This window comes from Pseudogulbenkiania sp. FW507-F1 (assembly GCF_058781125.1).
Map to the genome: position 1 here is coordinate 42,721 of NZ_JBYSWM010000015.1, position 26,776 is coordinate 69,496.

General features: G+C 66.2%; 27 protein-coding genes. 2 read left to right on the forward strand and 25 right to left on the reverse strand.

Features of this window, described 5'->3' with window-relative positions:
- Positions 1–157 precede the first annotated feature (157 nt).
- The 4 genes from AC3WG5_RS11430 to AC3WG5_RS11445 all read right to left on the reverse strand — a co-directional run bounded on the left by AC3WG5_RS11430 (position 158) and on the right by AC3WG5_RS11445 (position 5,544).
- Positions 158–1,390 carry an MFS transporter gene (locus tag AC3WG5_RS11430; RefSeq protein WP_492568767.1) on the reverse strand — a complete coding sequence of 411 codons (1,233 nt, stop codon included), beginning with the start codon at positions 1,388–1,390 and terminating at the stop codon, positions 158–160.
- Between the two features lie 240 nt (positions 1,391–1,630).
- A complete protein-coding gene (locus tag AC3WG5_RS11435; RefSeq protein WP_492568769.1) occupies positions 1,631–3,001 on the reverse strand; it encodes an MFS transporter in 1,371 nt (456 codons plus the stop codon).
- 77 nt (positions 3,002–3,078) lie between these two features.
- The gene (locus AC3WG5_RS11440; protein WP_492568771.1) at positions 3,079–3,957 is read right to left on the reverse strand and encodes a shikimate dehydrogenase family protein; all 879 of its coding nucleotides are present in this window, start codon (positions 3,955–3,957) and stop codon (positions 3,079–3,081) included.
- Positions 3,958–4,458: 501 nt separating this feature from the next.
- A complete protein-coding gene (locus AC3WG5_RS11445; RefSeq protein ID WP_482581174.1) occupies positions 4,459–5,544 on the reverse strand; it encodes a porin in 1,086 nt (361 codons plus the stop codon).
- A gap of 617 nt (positions 5,545–6,161) precedes the next feature.
- On the opposite strand from AC3WG5_RS11445, the gene AC3WG5_RS11450 reads away from it, so the two are divergent.
- Complete coding sequence (locus tag AC3WG5_RS11450) at positions 6,162–7,028, forward strand: IclR family transcriptional regulator domain-containing protein (protein WP_492568773.1); 867 nt, start codon at positions 6,162–6,164, stop codon at positions 7,026–7,028.
- Positions 7,029–7,299: 271 nt separating this feature from the next.
- Here the strand turns inward: AC3WG5_RS11450 and AC3WG5_RS11455 are convergent, their stop codons facing one another.
- The 14 genes from AC3WG5_RS11455 to AC3WG5_RS11520 all read right to left on the reverse strand — a co-directional run bounded on the left by AC3WG5_RS11455 (position 7,300) and on the right by AC3WG5_RS11520 (position 20,920).
- Complete coding sequence (locus AC3WG5_RS11455) at positions 7,300–8,145, reverse strand: sugar phosphate isomerase/epimerase family protein (protein WP_492568775.1); 846 nt, start codon at positions 8,143–8,145, stop codon at positions 7,300–7,302.
- A gap of 13 nt (positions 8,146–8,158) precedes the next feature.
- Positions 8,159–9,013 (reverse strand): 4-hydroxyphenylpyruvate dioxygenase family protein, encoded by an 855-nt coding sequence (locus AC3WG5_RS11460; protein ID WP_492568776.1) that lies wholly within the window; start codon positions 9,011–9,013, stop codon positions 8,159–8,161.
- Between the two features lie 455 nt (positions 9,014–9,468).
- Positions 9,469–10,209: a GntR family transcriptional regulator gene (locus AC3WG5_RS11465; protein WP_492568777.1), complete on the reverse strand. Its 741-nt coding sequence runs from the start codon at positions 10,207–10,209 to the stop codon at positions 9,469–9,471.
- A gap of 11 nt (positions 10,210–10,220) precedes the next feature.
- Entirely contained in the window at positions 10,221–11,672 is a 1,452-nt protein-coding gene (locus tag AC3WG5_RS11470; protein WP_492568778.1) for an NAD-dependent succinate-semialdehyde dehydrogenase, read from the reverse strand.
- 52 nt (positions 11,673–11,724) lie between these two features.
- The gene (locus tag AC3WG5_RS11475) at positions 11,725–12,795 is read right to left on the reverse strand and encodes an ABC transporter ATP-binding protein (RefSeq protein ID WP_492568779.1); all 1,071 of its coding nucleotides are present in this window, start codon (positions 12,793–12,795) and stop codon (positions 11,725–11,727) included.
- Positions 12,792–13,592, reverse strand: coding sequence for an ABC transporter permease (locus tag AC3WG5_RS11480; protein ID WP_492568780.1), 801 nt, complete (start codon positions 13,590–13,592; stop codon positions 12,792–12,794). Before AC3WG5_RS11480 ends, AC3WG5_RS11475 begins: the two co-directional genes overlap by 4 nt.
- A gap of 1 nt (position 13,593) precedes the next feature.
- Entirely contained in the window at positions 13,594–14,478 is an 885-nt protein-coding gene (locus AC3WG5_RS11485) for an ABC transporter permease (protein WP_014087602.1), read from the reverse strand.
- Positions 14,479–14,553: 75 nt separating this feature from the next.
- A complete protein-coding gene (locus tag AC3WG5_RS11490; protein WP_492568781.1) occupies positions 14,554–15,576 on the reverse strand; it encodes an ABC transporter substrate-binding protein in 1,023 nt (340 codons plus the stop codon).
- Positions 15,577–15,641: 65 nt separating this feature from the next.
- The gene (locus AC3WG5_RS11495; protein WP_008953667.1) at positions 15,642–15,956 is read right to left on the reverse strand and encodes an NIPSNAP family protein; all 315 of its coding nucleotides are present in this window, start codon (positions 15,954–15,956) and stop codon (positions 15,642–15,644) included.
- Positions 15,957–15,966: 10 nt separating this feature from the next.
- Positions 15,967–17,439: an aldehyde dehydrogenase gene (locus AC3WG5_RS11500; RefSeq protein WP_492568782.1), complete on the reverse strand. Its 1,473-nt coding sequence runs from the start codon at positions 17,437–17,439 to the stop codon at positions 15,967–15,969.
- A 21-nt stretch (positions 17,440–17,460) separates the two neighbouring features.
- Positions 17,461–18,498, reverse strand: coding sequence for an LLM class flavin-dependent oxidoreductase (locus AC3WG5_RS11505; RefSeq protein WP_492568783.1), 1,038 nt, complete (start codon positions 18,496–18,498; stop codon positions 17,461–17,463).
- Between the two features lie 58 nt (positions 18,499–18,556).
- The gene (locus tag AC3WG5_RS11510) at positions 18,557–19,489 is read right to left on the reverse strand and encodes a flavin reductase (RefSeq protein WP_492568784.1); all 933 of its coding nucleotides are present in this window, start codon (positions 19,487–19,489) and stop codon (positions 18,557–18,559) included.
- Positions 19,486–20,343 carry an alpha/beta fold hydrolase gene (locus AC3WG5_RS11515; RefSeq protein WP_492568785.1) on the reverse strand — a complete coding sequence of 286 codons (858 nt, stop codon included), beginning with the start codon at positions 20,341–20,343 and terminating at the stop codon, positions 19,486–19,488. Before AC3WG5_RS11515 ends, AC3WG5_RS11510 begins: the two co-directional genes overlap by 4 nt.
- Entirely contained in the window at positions 20,333–20,920 is a 588-nt protein-coding gene (locus AC3WG5_RS11520) for an amino acid synthesis family protein (RefSeq protein WP_008953662.1), read from the reverse strand. The genes AC3WG5_RS11515 and AC3WG5_RS11520 overlap by 11 nt, the downstream gene beginning before the upstream one ends.
- Positions 20,921–21,145: 225 nt before the next feature.
- Here AC3WG5_RS11520 and AC3WG5_RS11525 point away from each other — a divergent pair, with 225 nt between their 5' ends.
- Entirely contained in the window at positions 21,146–21,526 is a 381-nt protein-coding gene (locus tag AC3WG5_RS11525) for a carboxymuconolactone decarboxylase family protein (RefSeq protein WP_014087610.1), read from the forward strand.
- Between the two features lie 172 nt (positions 21,527–21,698).
- Here the strand turns inward: AC3WG5_RS11525 and AC3WG5_RS11530 are convergent, their stop codons facing one another.
- The 7 genes from AC3WG5_RS11530 to lpxB all read right to left on the reverse strand — a co-directional run bounded on the left by AC3WG5_RS11530 (position 21,699) and on the right by lpxB (position 26,775).
- Positions 21,699–22,049, reverse strand: coding sequence for a 2Fe-2S iron-sulfur cluster-binding protein (locus AC3WG5_RS11530; protein ID WP_482581152.1), 351 nt, complete (start codon positions 22,047–22,049; stop codon positions 21,699–21,701).
- Positions 22,049–23,242, reverse strand: coding sequence for a molybdopterin molybdotransferase MoeA (locus tag AC3WG5_RS11535; RefSeq protein ID WP_492568786.1), 1,194 nt, complete (start codon positions 23,240–23,242; stop codon positions 22,049–22,051). The genes AC3WG5_RS11530 and AC3WG5_RS11535 overlap by 1 nt, the downstream gene beginning before the upstream one ends.
- Positions 23,229–23,738, reverse strand: coding sequence for a molybdopterin-guanine dinucleotide biosynthesis protein B (gene mobB, locus AC3WG5_RS11540; RefSeq protein ID WP_492568787.1), 510 nt, complete (start codon positions 23,736–23,738; stop codon positions 23,229–23,231). The genes AC3WG5_RS11535 and mobB overlap by 14 nt, the downstream gene beginning before the upstream one ends.
- A gap of 315 nt (positions 23,739–24,053) precedes the next feature.
- Complete coding sequence (locus AC3WG5_RS11545) at positions 24,054–24,278, reverse strand: hypothetical protein (protein ID WP_008953657.1); 225 nt, start codon at positions 24,276–24,278, stop codon at positions 24,054–24,056.
- 176 nt (positions 24,279–24,454) lie between these two features.
- Complete coding sequence (locus tag AC3WG5_RS11550; RefSeq protein ID WP_492568788.1) at positions 24,455–24,940, reverse strand: DNA-deoxyinosine glycosylase; 486 nt, start codon at positions 24,938–24,940, stop codon at positions 24,455–24,457.
- 81 nt (positions 24,941–25,021) lie between these two features.
- Positions 25,022–25,603, reverse strand: coding sequence for a ribonuclease HII (rnhB, locus tag AC3WG5_RS11555; protein WP_492568789.1), 582 nt, complete (start codon positions 25,601–25,603; stop codon positions 25,022–25,024).
- The gene (lpxB, locus tag AC3WG5_RS11560; RefSeq protein WP_492568790.1) at positions 25,600–26,775 is read right to left on the reverse strand and encodes a lipid-A-disaccharide synthase; all 1,176 of its coding nucleotides are present in this window, start codon (positions 26,773–26,775) and stop codon (positions 25,600–25,602) included. Before lpxB ends, rnhB begins: the two co-directional genes overlap by 4 nt.
- Position 26,776: the final 1 nt, after the last annotated feature.

Genomic DNA, 26,776 nt, shown 5'->3' on the forward strand with positions numbered 1-26,776 from the left:
TAAAAAAGACGAAATCGCGCCACGGGGCCATCCTGGCCTGTTGCCGGCTTTCACGCCATAGCCTGGGTTCGCGGCGCACCACTCCAACCCGCTTCTCGCCACCACCACACAGCAACAGCCCCATGCGGCTCGAACCGACCGCCTGCCCGGGTCACGCTCACGCGGTCGAAGCTGCATCCCCCTTCCCCGCCATGCCGTGCAGCAGGCTGCTCAGCATGGCCGCCAGCGCGACGGCCAGCGCGGCCAGCAGAAATACCGACGCATACCCCAGCCGATTCGCCACGACGCCGGCCAGCGGCCCGGTCACGCCGAGTGCCAGATCGAGAAACAGCGCATAAGCCCCCAAGGCCGCACCGCGATTGCCGCTGGGCACCCGACGCACGGCCTCCATACCCAGTGACGGAAACACCAGCGCAAAGCCGAACCCCGTCAGGGCCGCGCCGGCAAAGGCCTGCCAGGGTGCGGCAGCCAGCCACAGCAGCAGCAAGCCGGAGGCTTCTACGACGAGCGACACCAGCGCCACCGGAAAACCGCCGAAACGATTGATGCTGCCGGCGAACAGCAGGCGCGCCGCGATGAAGAAGGCGCCCAGCAGGGTGAGCGCCAGCGCCGCATCCGGCCAGTGCCGGCTGGCAAAGAACAAGGTGACAAAGGTGGAAATGGCACCGAACCCGACCGAGCCCAGCGCCAGGCACAGCCCGAACGGCACCATGCGCCGGAACACCTGGCTGAACGGCAGCCGCTCGCCGCCGGATGGCGCCACGGCCGGCTTACGCCGCGCCAGGAACCACGAGGCCAGTGTCATCGCCACGGTGGTCAGGCCCAGCGCGCCAAAGCCCCAGCGCTCGGCGAGCACCACGCCCAAGGGCGCTCCGATGGCCATACCGCCGTAGCTGGTCATACCGTTCCAGGAAATCACCTTGCCGGTATGGGCGCTGCCGGCCCGGGCAATTCCCCAGGTAATGGTGCCGGTGGTGACGAGGCTCTCCCCGGTCCCCAACAGCAGACGCCCCACGATCAGACTGGCCAGGCTGCCCGCCGGCGCCAGGCCCGACAGCCCGGCAATCCAGAGGCAAACCCCGCTGGCACAGCACAGCGCCATGCCCGACAGGACCGAGCGCTTGGGGCCGTGGTTGTCACACAGCCGGCCCGCATAGGCCCGGCTCAGCAAGGTGGCCAGGTACTGGATGCTGACGGCGAAGCCCGCCACCACCTCGCCGTAGCCCAGCGGGCCGTGCACGTAGCCCGGCACCACCGCCATCGGCAGGCCGACCGCGAGGTAGGCCACCAAGTTGAAGAACACGATGGCGATGATCGGCCCGGTGGCAGAGCCCGTGGTGGTGGCGGGGGCCGCCGGCGTCGCGGCGGTTGCGGAGGTATTGTCTGGCATCGGCTGAAATCGGATAACGGGTTAGAACAGGACGGAAGCGCTGCAAACGCCCGGAGCCCTCCCGCCACAAGACGATGCGGGGAGGCGCGCGAGCAGCGTAGTTTAGCGTGATCGACGACAGGCAAAAAAAGGCGAACGTTCGTACGTTCGCCCAAATCCCCGGGTCACAAGGAGTTCAAATCATCGCTTACGGCCGGAACGCCACGGCGAGCCGTGGCCGTCCGCCCGTGACGGAAAGGATCACTTGCCGGCATAGAGCGCAACGTCCCGCCCGGCCGCCTGGCGCTGACGCGCGCCGTTGACGCCCTTGGCCAGGATGGCCAGCGCGGTGAGTGCGGCCGGCACCGACAGCGCGCCGAACACCTGCGAGAAGGACCAGCCCATGGCCAGCATCTGGGCACCGGCGAAGGCGCTCAGCACCGCGCCCCAGCGGCCGATACCGTGCATCCAGCTGGAGCCGGTGGCCCGTGCCTCGGTCGGGTAGAAGCTGGCCGACAGCGCATTCATGCCGGTATTGGCACCGTTGAAACAGAAGCCGATCACGAAGGAGAGCAGCACCACCAGGGCGAAGTGACTCGACACCATGCCCAGCACGTAGAGCATTGCGCCGCCGAACAGGTAGGTCAGCGCCAGCAGCTTGTGCGGGTTAGTGCGGTCCATGCACCAGCCGAGGAACAGCGAGCCGATCGGGCCGCCCAGCTGGAAGAACGCCGTCACCACGGCGGCGTCGCTGACGCTGTAGCCGGACTCCTTCACCAGGGTCGGCATCCAGCTGCCCATCAGGTACACCAGGAACAGCGCCGAGAAGTAGCCGAGCCACAGCATCAGGCTGCCGAACTTGTATTGCTTGGACAGCACGATCTTGACCGGGCTCTCGTTCGAGGTCGCCGCCGGGGCGCTCGGCATCGCGAAGGTGGAATGCTCATTGGCCACTCCCGGAGCGAGCCGGTCGACAATCTTGCGGATGCGCTCGGCCGGGGCACGTTTGGTGACCAGGAAGCGCACCGATTCCGGCAGTTTGAAGAACAGGATCGGCGCCACGATCAGCGGCAGCACGCCGCCCAGCACCAGCACGCTGGCCCAGCCGAAGTTGGGAATCATCCAGGCCGCCAGGAAGCCGCCGCCGGCCGCGCCGACGGTGAAGCCGCAGAACACCACCGTCACCAGGAAGGAACGGCTGCGGTCCGGGGCGTACTCCGACACCAGCGTGCCGACGTTCGGCATCGCCGCGCCCAGGCCCAGGCCGGTCAGGAAGCGGAACATGATCAGGTGCGTGATGTCGGTGGACGCCGCCGTCGCCAGCGTCCAGACGCCGAAGAAGAACACGCTGCACACCAGCACTACCTTGCGGCCGAAACGGTCCGCCAGCGGGCCAGCGACCAGGGCGCCGATGGCAAGGCCGGCCAGCGCGGCGCTGAGCACCGGCCCCAGCATCTGGTTGGTCACCCCCCATTCCTGCTTCAGTTGGGGCGCGATGAAGCCCATGATCGCAACGTCGAAACCATCGAGCGCGATGATGCAAAAGCCGAGCAACACCACCAGTTTCTGGCACAGCCCGATGGCACGGTCATTGATCAACGCGCGAACGTCGATAGCAGTGGATACAGTCACGGTTTATCTCCTCCATTACATCAAAAGTGACGCAAGCGGGGCTTGCGCGACGGGCTCTCCCTGTCTTTGCGCGTCCGTCAGGACGCCTGCAGGGTGTCGAGCAATTCTTTGGGGTAAATCATGTCCCGGAGCGCGGAGGCATCGTTCTCGATGCCGGCCGCCGCGGTCTCCAGACCGAAAAAGCGCAGGTACAGCGGCGCCTGCTGGATCAGCATCTCGAAGCCGGGCTCGGCCTTGAGCGCACGGGCGCGTGCCGAGCGCAGCAGCGGCGTCGGCTGGTTCTTCATTAGCACGTCGAACACCGCGGCGCCGACGTCGAGCCGCGTCACGTCGAACGGCGCCGGGTCGCCCTGCTTCATGCCCAGCGGCGAGGCGTTGACGACGAGGTCGTAGCCGGCCGGGTCGTTGCTGGCGGCGGCACGGGTCTCGACCGGGAAGGCCTCGGCGATGCGCGCCGCCAGCTGCGCGGCCTTGTCGCCGGCTGGATCGAAGACGGCGATCTCGGCGCTGCCACACGCCGCCAGCGCGGCGGCAATCGCCGAGGCGGCACCGCCGGCACCGATCAGCAGCACACGCTGGCCGGTGTAGGGAATGTGGGCGCGCTCCAGCGCCTTGACGAAGCCCAGGCCGTCGAACAGCTCGCCTTCGAGCGCGCCGTCCGGAGCGCGACGTACCGCGTTGACCGCCCCGGCCACCTGCGCCAGCCGGGAGCAGCGGTCGGCCACCGTCAGCGCCGCCGGCTTGTGCGGAATCGACAGGAACACGCCGTCCACATTGGGCGCCTTGAACACCGCCCTGAGCGTGGTATCGAAGTCTTCCGGCTTGACGTTCAGCGGCACCACCACGGCATCGATGCCGTACAGACGGAATACCAGGTTGAACAGTTCAGGCGCGCGGACCTGGTCGATCGGATCAGCGATCACGAAATACACGCGGGTGGAACCGGTGATCTTCATCAGACTCTTCCTAACTGGCTTTTCCGTTCCCGGGGCTTGGATGGCCTGCCGGGAGCGGGGCGGCGATCGGCGCACGATCGCCAGGGCGGTGGATACGGCCGGCAACGGCCGTCTGCGGTGGGGTCGCGTTAGCGCGATGTGCTCGTTCGAAAAGCGTGACGGAGAGCGGGAAGTCGTTTGGAAAGAGATGCGATCGGACCGACCGGAAAGGCGCTCGCTTGAGCGGGCTGGCGGGTGGAAACGAGGGACGGGGCCACGGCGTTGATCATGATCATCCTCCAAATCGTAATGGGCGATTAACGCCCTTATGTTCTTATATCGAACCTCAATGTAGGTCGGCCATGACACGCCGTCAACACCGATTATCGAATTATCGTTCGTCTATCGAACACAACGAGACTAACCGTGTTGACCGGCCCGGATTCCACCCGGCTTCGGCCAACCTTGGCCAAGAAAAAGACCCGCACCGAAGGGGGCGGGCCTGGCGGGAGCGGCAAACGCTCAGAAGTTCTTCCACATGCCGATGGCGATGGAGTGCTGCTTCGACATGACCGCGCCCGCACCCGGCTGCACGGCGTTCGAACCCAGCACGTAGCCGGCGTTGTCATCGTTGTGCATCAGCGTGTACAGCGCGTACACCTGGGTGGTCTTGCTCAGGATGCGGTTGTAGGCGATCGAGCCCATGCGCGCGCCGCTGTCGGCCACCCCGGCCGCCCCGGTCCACGACGCCGCCTTGCCGAACTGGGCCGAGAACACGTTGAGGCCGGCGGTGTAGCTGGCCATCGCGCCGTAGTAGTTGCGGCTGCGGTCGTTGCCGCTGTTGTTGATGTTTTCCAGCTTGATGTGCTCGTACAGGCCGCCGAGGTAGAAGTCGCCGAAGACATAGCCCGCAGCCAGCATGTGGGCGGTGCCGTCCTCGTAGAAGTTGGACGACAGGCCCTGCATGTCGCGGTTGTTCTGGAAGCCGTAGCCGACGCGCAGCGGGCCGTCGTCGTACAGCACGTTGGCCGAAACCACCGAAGCCCCGTTCGACTTGGCTTCCTTGCCATTGGTGGCGTCCGTGGTCAGCGAATACTGGATGCGCGAGCTGAAGCCCTTGTACTTGGGGGTCTGGTAACTGATCGAGTTGCCCAGGCGCGTATCGAAGCCGCCGGTCTTGAGATCGCCGCCGTTGGCCCACATCGCGGCATCGTTGGAAATACCGGTGCCCTGCTGGAAGTTGTTGCCGGCGATGTAATGCAGATCGTCGTAAGGCACCAGGAAGTTGCCGGCCTTCAGGGTACCGAAGGTGGCGTCGCTCAGGCCCAGGAAGCTCTCGCGCGAGGCCCAGGTGCCGCCGCCGGCGTCGACCGACACGCCCGACTCCACCTGCCAGATCGCTTTCAGACCGTTCCCCAGATCCTCACTGCCCTTGAAGCCGATGCGCGAGGCATCGTTCTGCACCTTGGACAGCGACGGCGTCTCGGTCGTACCGGCCTTGGTGCTTTCCAGGTCCATGTGGATACGGCCGTAGAGCGTGACGTCGGCGTAGGCAAACGAGGTCATGCCCAGTGCCAGAGCGGCGATCAGGCTTTTCTTCTGCTTCATGAATCTTTCTCCTAGATGGACACAGCTTTTTTGGTGTGGGGGCAGCCTCGAACACGTCACCCGCCATTCCGGCGCGCGGCCGATCCATCGGGATCGGGCATCGGGGACGGGGAACAAACTCGAAACCGCCGGCGACCAGGCAAAACCCGGCCGCCTTTGACAGGAACGCCGATCGTTGGCGGTCCGATCAAATCGGGTGCAACACGGAAACGCGCGACGCCATGAAAACGCGGCGCACGCCCGCGGCCGGGTCGAACGTCAGGGAGGGGAAAGTGGGTGATGGGCCATGACTGTCTCTCCTAAGTCTTTTTTGTGCGTTTAACGCACATGTATTTGTTTATCGAACAAACTGTAGCCAGCCGCCCCTGACACGGTCAATACCGATAATCGAAATATTGTGCGATAGGCGAATAATCAACTATCCTGACGGTGCCGGTGAATGCGAGGCGATGCGGAAGGAGCAGGCCGACAGCCTGCATTCACGGAGACATGCGCTCCGCCACAGGGCGGAGAGTGAACGATTGAACGAGGCGAAGGCGGCATGGACGCTTTAACGGAAATGGCACACGCTCATCTGCGTCGTTAGCCAGCCGCCCCGCCATGACAAGAGACGGCCCATGTACAACACTGAAGACCGCCCCGCTGAGGACCTGGAAGAGCTGTCCGGTCCCGACGAGAGCAGCGAAGACACCCCTCAGACCGCCGCGGATGACATCGCCTCGCAGAGTGGCGATCCCAACTTCATGACCTCGCTCGCACGCGGCCTGACCGTGATCCAGGCGTTCTCGCAACAGCGCCGCCTGATGTCGATCTCGCAGATCAGCCAGAAGACCGGCATCCCGCGCGCCGCCGTGCGCCGCTGCCTGTACACGCTGAACAAGCTCGGCTTCGTCAGCGCCGAGGACGGCCGCAACTTCGCGCTGCGCCCGCGCATCCTGTCGCTGGGCCACGCCTACCTGGCCTCCACCCCGCTGGCCAAGGCGGCCCAGCCGGTGCTGCGTCACATCAGCAACACGCTCAATGAATCGAGCTCGATCGCCATCCTCGACGGCGACGACATCCTCTACATCGCGCGTGCCTCGACCTCGCGCATCATGACCATCGACCTCGACATCGGCAGCCGGCTGCCCGCCGCCTACACCTCGATGGGGCGCGTCCTGCTGGCCAGCCTGCCCGCCGAAGAGCGCGAGGCCCACCTGGCCCGCGCCAAGCTGATCAAGTACACCTCGCACACCCTGATCACCGTGGACGATCTGCGCGCCGAACTGGAAAAGGTACGCGCGCAAGGCTACGCCATCGTCGATCAGGAACTGGAAATCGGGCTGCGCTCGATCGCGGTGCCGATCGCGGCATCGGACGGCAAGGTGGTGGCGGCGATGAACATCGGCGTGCAGGCCGGGCGCATCTCGCTGAGCGACCTGGAAACCCGCATCCTGCCGGTGCTGCGTGCCGGTTCCAACGAGCTGTCGCTGCTGCTGCCCTGAGCGGCCCGCCATGCCCTCCCGGCTGCACCCCTACGCAGCCGGACGGGCCTTTCCGTCCCACCCGTCTCGGCAACACCGTCTCTCCGCCTCATGCCCGCCGATTTGTGGCACGCAAAAAAAAAACGGACGGGAAGACCCGTCCGCCAATCCCTGGGAAATCGCCAGGTGCACACACCAACACAAACAACGTTACCCCTCCCGGCCATGGCCGGAAGCGAGGGAGATCAGTACGCCGACGCCGCACCGTAGCGGGGCGCCGGAAACAGCGCGTTCAGCCCGACTGTACCTGCGAAGAAAGCCACTCCACCGCCTGCCCTGCCCGCTGCAGCACCAGCGACGGGGGGCAATGCTGATAATCGTCATTGGCCACCTCGAAGGCGTAGCGGCCGCGATAGCCGCCCGCCTCCAGCCGGCTCACCAGTTCCACCAGCGCCCGGCTGTGCTCGCCCTCGCCCGGGAAGAAGCGGTGATGCAGGGAGAGCTCCACCATCTCGTCGAGCGCCGGCACGTAGTCGTACATGGCGTCGGAAAGCTGCACCAGGAACAGGCGCTCCGGTGGAATGGCTTTCAGGTCGTCCGGCTGCATGCCGCGGGCAAACAGGTGGAAGGAATCGAGCACCAGGCCGACGTTTTCCCGGTCGACCCGCTCGATCACCTGCCAGGCGCTGGGGTAGTCCGCAACGTGGCGCCCCCAGGCCAGCGGTTCGTAGCCGATGCGCAAGCCGAGCGGCGTCGCCAGCGCCGACAGCAGTTGCAGATGCTGCACGATGGTGTCGAGGTCGCCGCTGGCTTGCGGCGAGGTCGTCGACGACACCAGCAAGAGATCGGCACCGGTCTGCTGCGCCATGCGCAGCATCGACTTGGCGATGTCGACCTTGTAGTCGAGGAAGCGGCCGCCCAGCCCTTCGAAATCGCGCAGCGCCAGGAAGCCGCTGACGGCCAACTGGCTGTCGCGCACCCGGCGCACCGCCTGTTCCAGGCCGCCGGTCTGCTCGCCCACCAAATCCTTGGCCGACAGCGTCACGGCCGAAAAACCGGCCTCGGCGATGGCCGCCAACTTGTCTTCCAGCGCCCCGGCAAGGGCGGTGGTATCGATGGCAAAACGGGATCGTTCCATGATCGGCACCGTGTCAGTCAGCCTGCGAGGCCATTTCGAATTGCACCAGCCCCGCTTCGTGCAGCGTGTGCAGCACTCGCGGGGCATAGGCGTCCGGGGTCAGCGATTCGCCCAGCCGTACCCCCCGCCGCGCCAGCTCGGCGGCCGCGGCGGGCAGATCGGACGCCAGCAGCCGCACGGCATGCAAGCCTTCGCGCCCGCCTTCGCCACGCTCGCCGGCGGCGGTTTCCAGGCGGATGCGCACCTTGCCGCACGGGCTTTCGATCAGGCATTCGCCGGCAACGCTGTGTGGATGGGCGCGAAATCCGAACAGGTGGGCATAAAAATCTTGCCACTCCTTGAGCCGGCCGGGCTGAACCCGCTGCACCAGTTGATCGACCGCGGTGAGCAGCAGCGGCGCCTGGCCAGCCTCGGCGCCGGTCAGCCAGACAAAATCGACGTCGTAGATGGAATGGTCCTGGTAACGGTCGACCAGATAGATCAGCGAGCCCCCCACCCCCTGAAACGCGGGAATGCGCAACTCCATCACCCCGGGAGCGCTGTCCACTTCCCAGCCACCGCGTTCATTGGCATAGCGCGTCGCGAGTGCCGCATCCCTGACCCGGAAAGCCACGGCGCAAATGCCTGAACCCTGCTGTTGGGCATACTGCTGGGCGTGCCCGCCCTGTTCGCCGTTGACGATGAAGTTGACCGAGCCTTGCCGGTACAACAGCACGTTCTTCGAGCGGTGCCGTGCCACGGCGCTGAAGCCCAGCGCCTCGAGATGGCGCCCCAGGCGGAGGGGTTCGGTGCTTGCAAACTCCACAAACTCGATGCCGTCCATTCCCATGGGGTTGGGCGCGCCTCCCGGAGTGTTCGAGTTAACCATGACGTTCCTCAGCAGAGTGATTCTTTAACATGCTCGTCGCGCTGCGACACGGCCAACACCTTGCGAGCGGGGGACGGGGCGATCGAAGCTGCAGCCTCCTGACACACCCAGCCACCGATCCATCGGCTCGTCATTTTCATTGTCAGAAAACTGCTCGCTTAATCAAGCGGCATTGCCAAGTCACCCACCGACAAATGGCCGATAAACGCACAAACAGTTCGAATATCGGCCATAAATGTAGTGAGTGGCAGCCATGGCGTCAAGGAGCATGCCTGCAAAGATGTTCGATGATCGAACCGATCAGGGTTTGGCGCGTAGGATGCCCCATCGAGACGGCCTGCACGGCAGGCGCTGTGGTCCGGTGCGAAGACCGGGATGCCGGGCGGTAGAGCGCCGCGCACGGCGGAGGAAACGGGGCGACCAGCACGTGGCCGCCCGCGTTCACAGGACAGGAATCAGTCGGAACCGGCCAGGGCCGCCGGCGCCGCCTCGAGATCGGCCGCCGGGCTGGCATCGGCCATTTCGGCCAACTTTCTAGCAGCGATATCGGCCACGCGTTTGACGTGAGCCACCGAGGCATCATGCGCGGACTGGGCATCGCGTCGCTTAAGCGCTTCGACCAGTAGCCGCATCTCCGCCGCCGCCTCGGTGGCGCGGCCCGCCGAACTGATGGTCATGGCGCGCAGGCGATTGATGCGGGCGTTGAGCGACTGCACGATCTCCCACGCCATGGTCTGGCCGCTGCCCTCGAACATCAGCTCGTAGAACGCCGAGGTGCTGGCCAGCACCTCGTGGAAATCGTTTCTGGCGAAGGCCGCCTGGATTTCCTCGTTGATGGCGGCCAGGCGCACGATGGTCTCGTCGTCGGCGCGCTCGGCGCACAGCCGGGCGGCGTGGCCTTCCAGCAGGGCGCGGATCTCGTAGATCTGCGCCGCCTTGTCGGCGTCGAGCGTAGCGACCACCGGGCCCTGGTGCGGGATCGACTCGACCAGACCTTCGGTCTCCAGATGGCGCAGCACTTCCCTGACGATGGAACGGCTGACGCCCAGCTCTTCACACAAGGAGCGTTCCACCAGGCGCTCGCCGGGCTTGAAATAGGCGCTGAGGATGGCGTCGCGCATCTTCTCCAGCGTCAACTCGCGCAGCGTCTTGACGCTACGGTCTATCTTCAGCGAACTGCTGCCCTTGGGTGACATGGTCGATCTCCTTATTGAATGCCGCCAAGACAGAGGTATTTGATTTCGAGGTAATCCTCGATGCCGTAGCGCGATCCTTCCCGGCCGCAGCCGGACTGCTTGATCCCGCCGAACGGCGCCACTTCGGTGGAAATGAGGCCGGTGTTGACCCCCACCATGCCCGCTTCGATCGCCTCGGCCACGCGCCATACCCGGGCGAGATCGCGGCTGTAGAAGTAGGCCGCCAGGCCGAATTCGCTGGCGTTGGCCTGGGCGATCACGTCCGCCTCGTCACGGAAGCGGAACACCGGCGCCACCGGGCCGAAGGTTTCCTCGCGCGCCACGCGCATCGCGGGCGTCACGTCGCGCAGGATCGTCGGCTCGAAGAAGGTTCCGCCCAGCGCATGGCGCCGGCCGCCGGTGACGATGGCCGCGCCCTGCTCCAACGCGTCGGCGATGTGCGCTTCGACCTTGGCGACGGCCTTGTCATCGATGAGCGGGCCCTGCGTGACCCCGGCGTCCATGCCGTTGCCGACGTCGAGCGCGGCCACTCGCGCGCTCAGCTTGGCGATGAACGCGTCGTAGACCCCATCCTGCACGTAGAGGCGGTTGGCGCACACGCAGGTCTGCCCGCTATTGCGGTACTTCGACACCATCGCGCCTTCCACCGCGGCGTCGAGGTCGGCGTCATCGAACACGATGAACGGCGCGTTGCCCCCCAGCTCCATGCTGACCTTCTTCACCGTGCCGGCGCATTGCCGCAGCAGCAGCCGGCCGACCTCGGTGGAACCGGTGAAGGTCAGCTTGCGCACCAGCGGGTTGCTGGTCAGCTCGCCGCCGATCGCCACCGGGTCGCCGGTGACGACGTTGATCACGCCGGGCGGTATGCCGGCTTCTTCGGCCAACCTGGCCAGGGCCAGCGCCGACAGCGGGGTCTGTTCCGCCGGCTTGGCGACGACGGTGCACCCCGCAGCGAGCGCCGGCGCGATCTTACGTGCCAGCATGGCATTTGGGAAGTTCCACGGCGTGATCGCGCCGACCACACCCACCGGCTGCTTGATGGTGATCAAGCGCTTGTCGCCCTGCGTGGCGGGGATCACATCGCCGTAGACGCGCTTGGCCTCCTCGGCAAACCACTCGATGTAGGCGGCGCCGTAGGCGATCTCCCCCTTGGCTTCGGCCAACGGCTTGCCCATTTCCGCGGTCAGCAGCCGCGCCAAGGGCTCGGTGTGCGCCAGCACCAGATCGAACCAGCGGCGCAGATAGCCCGCCCGCTCCTTGCCGCTCAGCGCGCGCCAGGCCACGCCAGCGGCCTGCGCTGCGTCGATGGCGCGGCGGGTTTCGGCCGCGCCCAGGCGCGGCACGCTGCCGATGGTCTCGCCGGTAGCCGGATTGTGCACGGCCAGGCGCTCGGCGCCATCCAGCCATTGCCCGTCGATGTAACAGCGGTCCTGCAGCAGTTCCGCCTCGCTCAATAGTTTCATGCCACATCCTTCGGCGACGGCCCGCGCCGTCGCCCGTTTGCAATTGATCGTCTCAGGCGAACACGTGACCGTGCTGCGCGTCCCACTCCAGCACCGCCGGTGCCCCGATGCTCAGCCCCTGGCCATCGCGCACCGCCATGCGCACCGCGACTTCCTGCTGCCACGGCGTCTGCACCGCGAAGTGCATGCTGTCGCCCAGATACGTCATGTCGCGCACCGTCACCGCCAGGCCGTGCCCTGCGGCCGCCGCGGTAGGACGGATGCGCATCTGCTCCGGGCGCACCATCAGCGTGCCCTCGCTGCCGGCCGCGAGCGCACTGGCGGCACCCTCGACGGCATGGCCATTGGGGAACACCGCGCGTGCCCGGCCGCTGCCCATCTGCTCCACCTTGACCGGCAGGAAGTTGGAGTTGCCGATGAAGCCGGCGACGAAGCGTGACGTCGGGCGCTCGTACAGCTCCTCGCCGGTGCCGACCTGTTCGATCTTGCCCTGGCTGAACACCGCGATGCGGTCGGACAGGCGCAGCGCCTCTTCCTGGTCGTGCGTCACGTAGAGGATGGTGACGCCGGTTTCCTGGTGGATGCGGCGCAGCTCAAGCTGGATTTCCTCGCGCAATTTCTTGTCGAGCGCGGAAAGCGGCTCGTCCATCAGCAACAGCGGCGGGTCGTAGGCCAGGGCGCGGGCGATCGCCACGCGCTGCTGCTGGCCACCGGAGAGCTGGCCCGGCAGACGGTCGCGATAACCGGCCAGATGCACCAGCTCCAGCATCTTTTCCACCTTGGCCTTGATCTCGGCCTCGGGGCGGCGCCGCACGCGCAACGGGAAGGCGACGTTCTCGCCCACCGTCAGGTGCGGAAACAGCGTGTAGCGCTGGAACACCATGCCGATGTTGCGCTGGTTAGGCGCCACCTCGAGCAGCGACTTGCCGTTGAGCAGCACCTGCCCCTCGGTCGGCCCCTGGAAACCGGCGACGATGTAGAGCGTGGTGCTCTTGCCCGAGCCGGACGGGCCGAGAAAGGTCATGAATTCGCCTTGCTGGATATCGAGCGAAACATGGTCGATGGCCACGACCTGATCGTAGGTCTTGCGCAGGCCACGAATCTGCAAAAACGGGGTCGTCATGAGCGTGTACCTCTCTTCAACAGGGAAACCAGCAGCATCAGCACGATGGTCAAGGCCACCAGCAGGGTCGATGCCGCCGCGATCACCGGGGTCAGGTCCTGGCGCAGCGTGCTCCAGATCAGTACCGGCAAGGTTTGCAAGGTGGGGCTGGCCATGAAGATCGACAGTACGACCTCGTCCCACGAAATCAGGAAAGAAAACACCGCGGCGGCGAACAGGCCGAGCCGGATCGCCGGCAGCGTCACGCGCCACTTCACCTCGATCGGCCCGGCGCCGCAAATCATGGCGGCGTCTTCCAGCGCCGGATCGAAGCTCTGCAAGGAGTTGCCGATGGTGATGATCGAGAACGGCAGCGCGATGATCAGGTGGCCGATGACGAAGCCGGTCAGCGTGCCGGTCAGCCCGAGCTTGAGGAAGAACGCATAGAGCGCCACCGCCAGCACCACCACCGGCAACACCATCGGCGTCAGGAAGAAGGCCTGCAAGGCGCTCTTGCCGAAGAAGGTGCTGCGGGCGAGACCGAGCGACGCCAGCAGGCCCAGCGACACCGACAGCACGGTGACGATCACCGCCACCTTGGCGCTGGTCAGCAGCGAGTCGACCCAGACCGGATCGGTCAAGAGCTGCTGGTACCACTGCAGCGTCCAGCCCGGCGGCGGAAACACCAGCCATTGCGAGTCGCCGAACGACAGCGCTGCGATGAACACGATGGGCAGCAGCAGGAACAGCATCACCACGGTGCCGACACCGATCAGGCCCCAGCGCCAGGCCCCCAGACGATCAAAATCGAGCAACATCTCAGCGTCCTCCGAAACCGGTGCGTCCGCCGCCGAGGTAGCGCAGCTGGACGGCGTAGAGACCGAGCGTCACCACCAGCAGCACGAAGGCGGCAGCGCCGGCGAGACCCCAGTTGAGCAGCGACTGCACCAGCTGGGCGATCAGCTCGGCCAGCATCATGTAATTGGTGCCCCCCAACAGCGCCGGGGTGACGTAATAACCGAGCGACATCACGAACACCATCAGCGCCCCGGAGGCGATGCCGGGCAGCGCCAGCGGCAGCAGCACCAGGCGCAGCGCCTGCCAGCGGCTGGCGCCACAGATGGCGGCGGCGCGCAGCGTGGAGGGATCGATGGCGCGCAGCGTGGCGTGCAGCGGCATCACCAGGAACGGCAGCATGATGTAGGTCATGCCGATGGTGACGCCGACCAGGTTGTTCACCAGCGCCAGCGGCTCGTCGATCACGCCGATGGCCATCAGCACCCGGTTGATGAGACCGGTCTGCTGCAGCAGCACCATCCAGGCGTAGGTGCGCGCCAGCAGGTTGGTCCACATCGACAACAGCAGCACCGCGAACATCAGCTGCGACCAGCGCTTGGGCAGCACGGCGAGCAGCCAGGCGGTCGGAAAGCCGATCAGCAAGGTGATCAGCGTGACCACGCCGGCCACCATGAAGGTGTTGAAGAACACCCGGACGTAGGTCTGCGAACCGAGCAGCTCGACATAATTCTGCAAACCCGGAGCCGGCTCCATGACACTGCGCAGCAACAGGGTGAGCACGGGGATCAGGAAGAACACCCCCAACAGCAGCAGCGCGGGGAGCAGTAGCTTGACGCCACGCGATTCGGCACCGATCTTGAATCGGCGGCGCACCGGAACGGCGGCAGAACTCAAAGCAGTGGACATGACAACTCCTAAACGACACGACGGCTAGACAGGCGGGCGGGACGGCGGAAAGCCGTCACCCCCCGCCCCGGCACCTTACTGGGTCTGCCAGGCGTACCAGCGCTTGGCGATCTCTTCGCGATGCTCGGCCCAGTAGCGCATATCGAGGTTGATCTGGCTGGCGCCATGCTGATCCGGCAGCGACTTGACCGCGGCCGGCGTCATCTTGCTCTTGGCCTGCAGGTTGATCGGCGCGTAACCGGTTTCGCCGGCGAACTTGGCCTGGGCCTCCGGGCTGGTGGCGTAGGCCAGGAACTTCATCGCGGTCGCCTTGTTCTTGCTGCCCTTCGGAATCACCAGCATGTCGGCGGCGGTCAGGTTCTGGTTCCACGACATCCCGACCGGGGCCCCGCTTTGCTGCAGGGCGTTGACGCGGCCGTTCCAGAACATGCCGATCGAGGCCTCGCCCGACGCCAGCAGCTGCTGCGACTGGGCGCCGCCGCTCCACCACACGATCTGGCTCTTGATGCTGTCGAGCTTCTTGAAGGCGCGGTCGATGTCGAGCGGATAGAGCTTGTTGGCGGGCACGCCGTCCGCCAACAGCGCGATCTCCAGCACCCCCGGCGCCGACCACTTGTACAGCGTGCGCTTGCCGGGATAGCGCTTGAGGTCGAACAGGGCGGCCCAGGAGGCCGGGGCGGCGCCTTTCAGGGCCGGCTTGTTGTAGCCCAGCACGAAGGAGTAATAGAAGCTGCCCACCGAATTGGGCGAGACGAAGCGCGGGTCCACTCCCTTGAGTTGGGCGAGATCGAGCGGCTCGAGCAGCCCGTCCTTGGCGGCCTTGTAGGCAAAGTCGCCCTCGACGTCGACCACGTCCCAGTTGACGTTGCCGCTTTCCACCATGGCCTTGAACTTGCCATAGTCGGTCGGGCCGTCCATCGCCACGTTGACGCCGCTGGCGGCGCTGAATGGCTTGGCCCAGTGCTTCTGCTGCGCCTGCTGGGTGGTGCCGCCCCAACTGGTGAACACGAGGCTCTCCGCCAGCACCGGGGTGGCGGCCAGAATGCCGAGGCTGGCGGCCAGGGCGACGCGAGTACCAAACGCTTTCGTTGCAGTCATGATGTCATCTCCTAGGTAGAGGTAATGCTGTTGTTCTTGTAGCTTGACGTTGCCGGCCTGAACGCTCAGGCCAGCGGGGAAAACGGTGCCGGCTTCATGATCTTGCTCTCCATCTCCTCAAGGAGAGCCTGGATCTTGGGCGCGAACGCCTGCCAGGCCGGGTCCTTGGCCAGAGCGGCGCGGCGCTCCTCGCGCTCGTCCAGGCTGGAATACGCCCAGATGTGCACGATCTGGTTCAAGGGGCCGATCTCGGAAAAGAAGTAACCGACCAGGTTGCCGAGATACTGCTTCTGCAACGCGATACCCTCCTCTTCCACCAGTTTCAGGTAGGCCGGCACGGCGCCGGTCTTGATGCGGTAGGTGCGGATTTCGTAGTACACCTTGTCCTCCTCAGCGCATCACGAACGGGTCGGCGATCGGCTCGTCCGAGGTGCGGATCCACACCGACTTGGTGCGGGTGTAGTCCAGCACCGACTCCATGCCGCCCTCGCGCCCCAGGCCGCTCAGGCCGTAGCCACCGAACGGCACGATCGGCGACACCGCGCGGTAGGTGTTGACCCAGACGATGCCGGCGCGCAGCGCACGAGTGAGCCGATGCGCACGGGTCAGGTCACGGGTGAACACGCCGGAGGCGAGGCCGTAGACACTGTCGTTGGCGAGCGCGATGGCCTCGGCCTCGGTATCGAAGGTCACCACGCTCAGCACCGGGCCGAACAGCTCCTGCGTCACGCTCGGGACTTGGGCATCGGGGCAAGCGAGGATGGTCGGGCGGTAGTAGTAGCCCGCGTCGAACCCCTCCGGGCGCACGCCGCCGGTCACCAGCTCGGCGCCGGCCTCGAGGCTCGCCGCCACCACGCGCTCGATGTGCTCGCGCTGCTTCAGCGTCGCCAGCGGCCCCATCTCGGTGGCCTTGTCCTGCGGGTCGCCGATGCGGATCGCCCCGGCCTTGGCCTTCAGCGTGGCCAGCAGGCGGTCGCGCACGCCGCGCTGCACCAGGAGGCGCGAGCCGGCGACGCAGCTCTGGCCGGTGGCGGCGAAGATACCGGCGACGATGGCGTTGCTGACGCTGTCGACATCGACGTCGTCGAACACCAGCACCGGCGACTTGCCGCCCAACTCCAACGAGGTGTAGGCCAGGTTCTCGGCCGAGTTGCGCACGATGTGGCGCGCCGTCTCGGGGCCGCCGGTAAAGGCGATGCGAGACACCAGCGGATGGCTGGTCAGCGCCCGGCCACAATCGGCGCCGAAGCCGGTGACGATGTTGACCACGCCGGGCGGGAAGCCGGCCTCGTGCACCAGCCGGGCGAACTCCAAGAGCGGGGCCGGGCCCTCCTCGGAGGCCTTCAGCACCACGGTGCAGCCCGCCGCCAGCGCCGGACCGAGCTTGACCGCCGACAAGAACAGCTGCGAATTCCACGGCACGATGGCCGCCACCACACCGATCGGCTCGCGCCGCAGGAAGGCGTCCATGTCCGGCTTGTCGACCGGCAGGCAGGCGCCCTGGATCTTGTCGGCGAGGCCGGCGTAGTAGCGGTAGTACTCGGCGACGTAGCCGATCTGGCTTTGCGTCTCGCGGATGATCTTGCCGGTGTCGGCCGTCTCCAGCTCGGCCAGCCGGGCGGCGTTCTCGGCCACCAGGTCGGCCAGCTTGTAGAGCAGCTTGCCGCGCTGGCTCGCCGTCAGGCCGGCCCAGGCGCTATCCAGGAAGGCGCGGTGCGCGGCCTTGACCGCACGGTCCACGTCCTCGGCGCTGGCTGCCGGCATGCTCGCCCACGGCTCGCCGCTGGCCGGGTTGACGCTGTCGAAGCGGGTGCTGCCGTCTTCGAACTGGCCGTCGATGTACTGCTGAAACCGTCTCAACATGCTGCAGGCTCCTCGAATGGATCAGGCAAACGCCGGCATCACCTGGTTGATGAACAGCTCGAGCGACTTCTGCTTGCGCTCGAAGTCCATGTGGCTGTCGATCCAGAAGCTGTACTGGTCGTAGCCCAGCGCCTCATAGCCCTTGAGGCGCGCGATCACCTCGTCCGGCGTGCCGACCACCAGGTTCTGCTTGATCAGTTCCGGCGCGTAGTTCGGGAACATCGCCAGGTCGTCGTCATTGAGCGGCTCGATGAAGCCCTGATCGATCGACTTCTCGTTCTTGAACCACTTGCTGAAGTAGCAGTAGAAGCGGCGCAGGTCGGCGACGGCGGCGTCGACTTCGCGCTGGTCGGCGCCGACGAAGGTGTGCATCAGCATCATGATCTGCGGGCGCGGGATGTCAGGGTGGTTGGCGCAGGCGGCGTTGAAGCGTTCCATCAGGCTCGCCACCTCGGCGTCGCCGGCGGCGAGCGAGGTCACCTGCACGTTGCAGCCTTGCGAGACGGCGTAATCGTGCGAGTTGGGATCGCGCGCCGCCACCCACAGCGGCGGGTGCGGCTGCTGCAACGGGCGCGGCACCGGCGTGGTCTTGGGGAACTGCCAGTATTCGCCCTGATGGGCGTAGTCGCCGGCGAACAGCTGCTGCAGGCAGGGAATCATCTCGCGCAGGCGGCCACCGGCCCCCCAGGCGTCGAGCCCCGGGAACATGCGCTCGTACTCGAAGGAATAGGCGCCGCGCGCGATGCCGACGTCGAGCCGGCCGTTACAGGCCAGATCGGTCATGCCGATTTCGCCGGCCAGCTTGATCGGATGCCAGAACGGCGCCACCACGGTGCCGGTGCCCAGGCGGATCTTGCTGGTCTTGGCGGCCAGGTAGGCCAGGTTGACGAAGGGGTTCGGCGCGATGGTGAATTCCATGCCGTGGTGCTCGCCGATCCAGGCGGTTTCGAAACCACCCTCCTCGGCCATCTTCACCAGCGCGGTCATCTCGTCGAACAATTCCTTGTGCGACTTGCCGGCGTCGTAACGCTCCATGTGCAGGAACAGCGAAAACTTCATGATGTGTCTCTCCTAAATCTCTGGCGGGTGGATTTTTTTCTCTAATGCGGGACTGCGCTCACGCTTTTGCCAGCGACTGAACGGAACCGCTATGGCTATCACCGATATAGATGCCGAAGGCGTCCTCGGTACGTTCCTTGACGAAGCGCTGCAGCATCGAGCGCATCGCCTCGTCGGTCAGCCGCTCCCACGGAATATCGTCCAGCGCCACCGCGCGCAGCTTGCCGCCCGCCGGCAGTTCGCCCTGCAGCCGTCCACGGTAGTAGATGTTCACCGCACCACCCTCGGCGGCGCTCTCCTCGAACACCGCGAACAGGAAGTCGAGCTGGGCGTCGACGCCGAGCCGATCCAGCACGCCGCGCAGGCTCTTGGCGTCCGTGGCCGGCTCCAGGCGGGTGCCGGTGGGCAGCTCGTAGCCCCGGTCCGTCTCCAGCAGCACCACACCGCCGTCGTACTCCAGGATGGCCCCGACCTTGGCTTTCTGCCCGGCCGCGGCGAGCGCGTCCTGCGACAGGCTGAAGGTGAGATACGCCCCGCGTCCGTAACCGAGCGGGCTCACCGTGGTATTGGCGAAATCCATCACCTTGCCGATCAGGATGATGTGATCGCCGGCATCCACCACCTGGTGGGTCTCGCAGTCGAACCAGGCGGCCGAGCCGTCGATGATCGGGCTACCGGTCACGCCACGGTGCCACGCCACCTGCTCGAACTTGTCGGCGGCCTTGGAGGCGAAGATGCTGGACACGTTCTTCTGGTCCTCGGCCAGGATGCTGATCGAGAAGTGGCGGGTTTCCGCAAACACTCCGTAGCTCGCCGCGGACTTGCCGACGCAGATCAGCACCAGCGCCGGATCGAGCGACACCGAGGTGAACGAGTTGGCGGTGAAGCCGCGCGGCGTGCCGTCCGCCTGCCGCGTCGAGACCACGGTCACGCCGGTGACGAAGGCGCCGAGTGCCTTGCGGAATTCCATCGCGTCGATGGGCTGGCTCATGCTGGTTCACTCCTCTGCGATTGTTGCGCGCCGGCCGTCACGGGGGTGGCCAGGAAATCGCGCAGGCGTTGGTTGATGTCATCGGGCGCGGTGACGTTCATCATGTGGCGCGCTCCGGCGACGATATCGAGACGGCCCTGCGGCGCCAGTGCGGCCATCGCCCGCGACATCTCGGGGCTCGAATTCGGATCGAACTCGCCGGTCATGAACAGCGCCGGCATCGCCAGCCGCGGCAGGCCGTCCGCGTGCACCGCATCCGAGCTGGCGAACAGGCGGTAGGTTCGGGCGTAGCCCTGCGCGTTCACCTCGGTCAGAAAACGCTTCACCAGGTTGGCCGAAGCCTTCAGCTCGGCCGGCACCGGCTCGCCGAACCAGCGTGCCAGGGTGGAATCGACGGTGGCGGCCACGCCGGTGTGCTGCAGCGCCTCGGCGCGTTCCAGCACCGCGGCACGCTGTTCCGGGGTGCGCATGAACACGGCGTTGAGCGCCGCCACGCGCAGGGTCCGCGCCGGGTAGGTCAACGCAAATTCCAGCGCCACCAAGGCCCCCATCGAATGGCCGACCACGTTGGCCGAAGCGATGTCCAGATGGTCGAGCAAGCCGGCCAGCTGCGCGGCGTAGTCGCCAAGCGCGACATCGTCGGGCGGCACCTCGCTGCCGCCGTGGCCCAGCATGTCGTACACGATCACCTTGTAATCGCGCGCGAACTCGGCCACCTGCGGCGCCCAGATCGCCTGCCCCATGCCGACGCCGTGAATCAGCACCAGCGGTTCGCCGCCGCCGTACACGCTGAAGGCGGTGCCGTCCACCGTGCCGGACAGCAACGGTACCGACGCAACGTGCTCAGGCTTCATTGCTGCCAAGCTCCTGCAGATCCTGATAGCGGTTGCCGATGCGGTGATGCGGACGGCCGCCGATCGAGGCACCCAGCGCCACCACGATCTCGTCCGGCGCCGGGGCGTCGTTGATCGAGAACTGGATGGTCAGGTAATGCGAGCGCATGCCCTCGTCGTCCTTGTGCATCATCGGGATCATGATCGGGCAGTTCGGGCCGCCGCGGACGTTGGTGAAGCTGAGGTAGCTCTTGGCGCCCACGGCCTTGCGGTAGAAGTTGCCGAAGCGCAGCGTGTGGATCAGCGCCGAAGCGTGCTCGACCTCGCCGTCGGTGCCGACCACGGCCGCCTTGCCGTAACCCTCGATCACTTCGCCTGAGCCGGCGATGCGCAGGATTTCGCCGGTCAGCAATTCGCCCAGCACCGGGGCGATAGCGTGGATCTCCGGCTTCAGATCGTCCACGAAACCGCGCCCCGCCCAGGGGTTCTTCAACACCGCCGCCGCCGCGAACATCTTCAGCGGCACCGGCGCGGCCTTGCCCCCTTCGATCAGCGTCTCCTCGACATAGGTCACCACTTTGCGAATCCCGACATCCATCGTCTTTTCTCCTCAGCCTTGGCGCGCCGCGCCGTTCGATTTGCGATATGTTGGTATTACGGTATACCAAGAAATAATCGATAGCAAGAGGATTGTATGTTGGTATACCATAATACAGAACAAAAAGAGACAGCCGCCAGCAACGGCGTCGGCACTCGAACGACTAGGATGAAACGTTCACTCCCTTCCCTGCCGGAAGGGCATCACATGAAAAGGAGCACAACGATGAGCAAGGAAACCTTCGACCGCGGCCTGGAAATCCGCAAGGCGGTACTCGGAGAAGACTACGTCAACCAGGCGCTGGCCAACGCCGATGAACTCTCGATGCCGCTGCAGCAATTAGTGACGGAATATTGCTGGGGCACGGTGTGGGCGCGCGAAGGGCTGGAGCGCAAGACGCGCAGCCTGATCAACCTCGGCATGATCGCCGCGCTGAACCGCCCGCACGAACTCAAGCTGCACGTGCGCGGCGCCCTCAACAACGGCTGCAGCAAGGAAGAAATCGTCGAGGCGATCCTGCAGATCGCCATCTATTGCGGGGTGCCCGCCGCCATCGACGCCATGCGCATTGCGCGCGAGGTGTTGAATGCCGATAGCGCGGGGTAAGCTTAGAACCAGCTCACGATCTTGCCGCGCGCCCCTGATCGGGGCTCATGTGCTCTGCGTGCGAATCTTTCGCTCAGCGATCAGAAATCCTCATGTACTACTTGTACATTCCGGTTTCTGCGCTGCTCTTCACCCCGCTGAGTGCCGCTCGCGACAGATCGAGAACAAGTTCTTAGTCCGCCGGCGGCAGCAGCACGCGCCAGTCGGCCTCGCCCAGCGTCAGATGGCAGGCCAGCCGCCAGGTGTCGGCGGTGTCCGGCCACTCCTCGGCGGCGGCCATGGCGGCGTCGATCAGCCCGGCGCGCAGCATCACGTTGCGCTCCTTTCGGCCAACCTTGACGGTGCCGGGCTGGCCCAGGTGTTCGACGCGCACCTTGCAGGTGCCGCAGGTGCCCTGGCCGCAGCGCCAGTGCAGTGGCAGCTCGTGAAAGCGCGCGACGTCGATCAGCACATCGCCCGCTTCGGCGGCAACCTCCTCCAGCACCTGCCCGCTGGATTGATCGATAAAGCGGACGATCGGCATCAGAACTCCAGCGCGATGAAATCGAGCTGGTCGCCCGCCGCGACGGCCTGCCCCGGCGCCAGGCGCACCAGGCCGTCGGCCCAGGCACACGAGGTCAGCACCCCCGAACCCTGGTTGGGGTAGCGCTCCAGCACGGTCTGGCCGTCGCGCACCACGCGCCGCACGCGCAGGAACTCCACGCGCTTGGCGTCGGGACGGCCCCAGTCGAAGGCGGCAGGATAGCGCACCGTCGTCGTGCCCGCCGCGTCGGCCACGCCAGCGCGTCGCTGCAGGAAGGCCTTCACCAGCACCGCGAAGGTGACGAAGCCCGACACTGGGTTGCCCGGCAGGCCGATGAAGTCGGCGCTGCCGACCTTGCCGCTGGCCAGCGGCTTGCCCGGCTTGATGGCGATTTTCCACAGATTGAGCGCCCCCTCGGCCTCCACCGCAGCCTTGACGTGATCTTCCTCACCCACCGACACCCCGCCGCAGGTCATGATCACGTCGGCAAAGTCGGCGGCGTCGCGCAGCGCCTCGCGCGTGGCCTGCAGCTCGTCGGGGATGATGCCAAGGTCGCTGACCTCGCAGCCCAACTGCATCAACGCCGGCACCAGCCAGTAGCGGTTGGAGTTGTAGATCTGGCCAGGTCCCAGCGGCTGGCCCGGCTCGACCAGTTCGTCACCGGTGAAAAACACCGCCACGCGCAGCGGCCGCACCACCGCCACCTCGGCGATACCGAGCGAGGCGAGCAAGCCGATATCGGCGGTGGAAAGACGCCGGCCGGCGGCCAGCACGGTCTGGCCGTTGGCGATATCTTCGCCGGCACGGCGAATATTCTGGCCGGCGACGGGCGCCTTTTGAATCGTGACGCGGCCGTCCTCCTGCACCTCGCACTGCTCCTGCATCACCACCGCGTCGGCCCCGGCCGGGATCGGCGCGCCGGTAAAGATGCGCGCAACACTGCCCAGCTGCAGCGCATCAGGCACATGGCCCGCCGGGATGCGCTGCGACACCGGCAAAGGTTGGCCGAAGTCCGCCACGCGCAGGGCGTAGCCGTCCATGGCGCTGTTGTCGTGCGGCGGCACGTCCAGAGTGGCCACCACCGGCACCGCCAGCACGCGGCCGCAAGCCTCCAGCAGGGAAACGGTTTCGGTCTCGGTCACGGCGTCGGCGCGCGACAGCAGCCAGCTCGCAGCCTCGTCAACGGTCAGCATGTTTTGCATCGGGTAAGGTACTCAACAGGAAAGCGACGATGCCGGCGATATCGTCTCGATGAAACTGCGGCAAGGTCGTGTCGATGGGGACGTCGCCAACCACGGCCAGTACCTGCGGATCGTCCGGGTACAGGCGCGGACTGGCGAGCGCGCTATTGATCACTTCGATCTTGGGCACCGGGGCGTGCTTGAAGCCCTCGGCCAGCACCAGGTCGCACGGAGCGAGCCGCGCCACGTGCTCCAGCAGCGGGTGATCGTTGCTGCCGGGCAGCTCCTCCACCAGCAGCCGGCGCCGGCCGGCCGCCAGCAGCACCTGCCGCGCCCCGGCCTGGCGATGGCGCCAGCTGTCCTTGCCCGGCACGTCCCAGTCGACGTCGTGGTGAGTGTGCTTGATCACCGCCACGTCGAGCCCATGGGCCACGAGCCGGGGCACCAGCCGTTCAATCAGGGTGGTTTTGCCACTGCCGGAAAAGCCGGCAAAGCCGATCACGTGCATCGTTCAGCATCCGCAAGAATCTAGGCCCGGCGCGCAGGCCGAGCGGAACAGGGCGATGATAACACGCAGGGGGATGCCACCTAATCGGGCGAAATGACTAGTCTCGACTCACCCGGTGCCGATGAAGGAAATCGTCACGAGCGGCCCGCGGCGGGATGAAAGGCCGCACCGAAACCGCAATGGACACGCAGCTCCTGAAGATATCTCATCACGGAGCGACCCCCAGCGTGCACAGCTTCGCTACGCCCAGCAAAAAGATTGCACACAGTACCCCTGAGCCCGATCAGGGGGTGCGGCAGAGCCATTCAGCCGCGTTCAGGCGGCGTGCGACAGGCTGGCGTCGTTGCCCTGCCCGTCCTCGGGGTCCTCGAAGCGTTTCCAGTCGATGATCATCACTTCGGTCAGCCCGCAATCGATCGCCAGCTGTGCCTCGATCTCCTCCAGCACTTGGTGGCAATGAATCGAGCCGTTCAGCACCACCTCGGCGCGGCGCACCACCTTGTCGTCAGGCGTGGCAAACCAGATGCAATAGCGGTTCATGACGGCCTCCGATCAACCGGTCAGACAGCGTGCTTGTCAATAAACTCGGCAGCCCACCCCGCCCGGCCCCGCGATGCTCGCCGTACCCGCGACACGGCGACGCTTCTCGAACCGCCCGGGAGCGCGACAATGACCGTAGGGAATCCCTGCGGGACGATGTTTCTCGCAAGCTCATACTACATATATCGGCGCAATTGCAGCCAGATCGCAAGCTTTTCCTCATAGGGGCGGGTATAGGCCGGGCTGGAAGACGGCAGCGCCAGCAAGGCCAAGGGGCTTGCGGCCAGGCTTTTCGCCGCTTTGAACGCCGTGCCGCCGTTGAATCCAATCGCCACAAGCCGGGGAAGGGAACGCGTCAGCACCAGGAGGTCGTTGTGCTCGATGTCGTTGAGCGCGGCATCCAGGCTGCCCTGACGCCGCGCCTGCGCCACCACATCCCACAGCCCGACACGATGCTCCAGCAGGCAGCCGAGCCGGTCGGCATACGGCATCTCGCCCAAGGGCTCGTCCAGCACCTCGCCCAAGAGGCGCCAGAACTGGTTGCGCGGGTGGGCATAATACTGGCCGGCCGCCAGCGAGGCGTCCCCCGGCAGCGAGCCCAGGATCAGCAGCCGCACCTCGGGCGAGACGACCGGTGGGAAACAGTGCTTGTGAGGCGTCATGATGTTACTCGGAAGGGGCGCGGAAAGGCCTGCCGGAAGATAACGTTCTGCTCGTGACACGGCCCGCTGGAGTGCGGCCGGTCAGAACAACTGACCCTGCTGCCGCGCCAGCCACGCCTTGACCGGGCCGAAGGTGCGGCGGTGCTCCGGCAGCACGCCGAAACGCTCGATCGCCGCCAGGTGCTCGGCCGTCGGGTAGCCCTTGTGGCGGGCGAAACCGAACTCGGGATGCAAGGCGTCGAGCGCCACCAGCTCGGCGTCGCGCGCGGTCTTGGCGAGGATCGACGCGGCAGAGATAGCCGGTTCCAACGCATCGCCCTTGACGATGGCGCGCGCCGGCACGGCGATGCCCTTGGGCACGCGGTTGCCGTCGATCAGCACTTCGATGGGCAGGACCGACAAACCGGCCACGGCACGGCTCATCGCCAGCATGGTGGCCTGCAGGATGTTGAGCCGGTCGATCTCGTCGACACTGGCGCTGGCGATGCACCAGGCGAGTGAGCGCTCCCGGATCAGCGGCGCCAGCTCGTCGCGCTGCTTTTCCGAGAGTTTCTTGGAATCGGCCAGCCCGGCGATCGGCCGGGCCGGGTCGAGGATCACCGCGGCGGCGAACACCGCCCCGGCAAGCGGCCCCCTGCCCGCCTCGTCGACACCGGCGATCATGCCGACACTCCCGCCACCTGCAACACCGCGTCGGCCGCGAGCTCGGCGGTATCCTGCTTCAGCTCGCGGTGCAGCGCGGTGAAACGGGCGGTGAGCGCCCGCCTGGCCGGCTCGTCATCGTAGAGTGCGGCCACGGCTTCGGCCAACCTTTCCGGCGTGGCGTCGTACTGCAGCAGCTCCGGCACCACCGAGTCGCCCAAAAGGATGTTGGGCAGGCCGACCCACGGCAGCTTCAGCTTGCGCTTGACCAGACGGTAGGTGAGCCACGACAGCTTGTAGGTGATCACCATCGGTTTCTTGGTGAGCGCCACCTCCAGCGTCGAGGTGCCGCTCTTCACCAGCACCACGTCGCTGGCGATCATCGCCATCTGCGCGTGGCCGAACAGCTTGCGGATCGGCAAATCCCAGGCCTTGAGCCTGGACAGCACCCGGTCGAAGGCATCGAGCGTCGCCCGCGTCGCCAGCGGCACCAGGAACTGCGCCGCCGGGTAGCGCTCGTGCAGCAGCCGCGCCGTCTTGACGAAGATCTCGCCCAGGTAGTCGATCTCGCTGACGCGGCTGCCGGGCAGCAGCGCGAACACCGGCCCTCCCGGGAACAAGCCGAGCTGCTCGCGCATCGCGGCGGTATCCGGCACCAGCGGAATTTCCCCCGCCAGCGGATGACCGACGAAGGTCACCGGCACGCCGGCCTTTTCATACAGCGGCGGCTCCATCGGAAACAGGCACAGCACCCGATCGGCCGCCTCGCCGATCTTCTGCACCCGCTCCGGACGCCACGCCCATACCGACGGGCTGACGTAGTGGACGGTACGAATGCCCTTCTTCTTCAGCGACTTCTCGAGCCCGAGGTTGAAGTCCGGGGCGTCGATGCCGACGAACACGTCGGGGCGCTCGGCGATCAGGGCATCGCGCAGATGGGCGCGGATGCGCAAGAGCTCCGGCAGGCGCGACAGCACCTCGGCGTAGCCGCGCACCGCCAGCCGCTCCTGCGGCACCACCGAGTAGAGACCCTGCGCCTGCATCCGGGGCCCGCCGATACCGGCAAACTCGATCTCGGGATGGCGTGCCTTGAGCGCCGCCATCAGGTGCGCGCCCAGCAGGTCGCCCGACGCCTCGCCGGCCACCATGGCGACCTTCAACGCGCCGCTTCGCTTGAACAAGGGTTCCGGCATG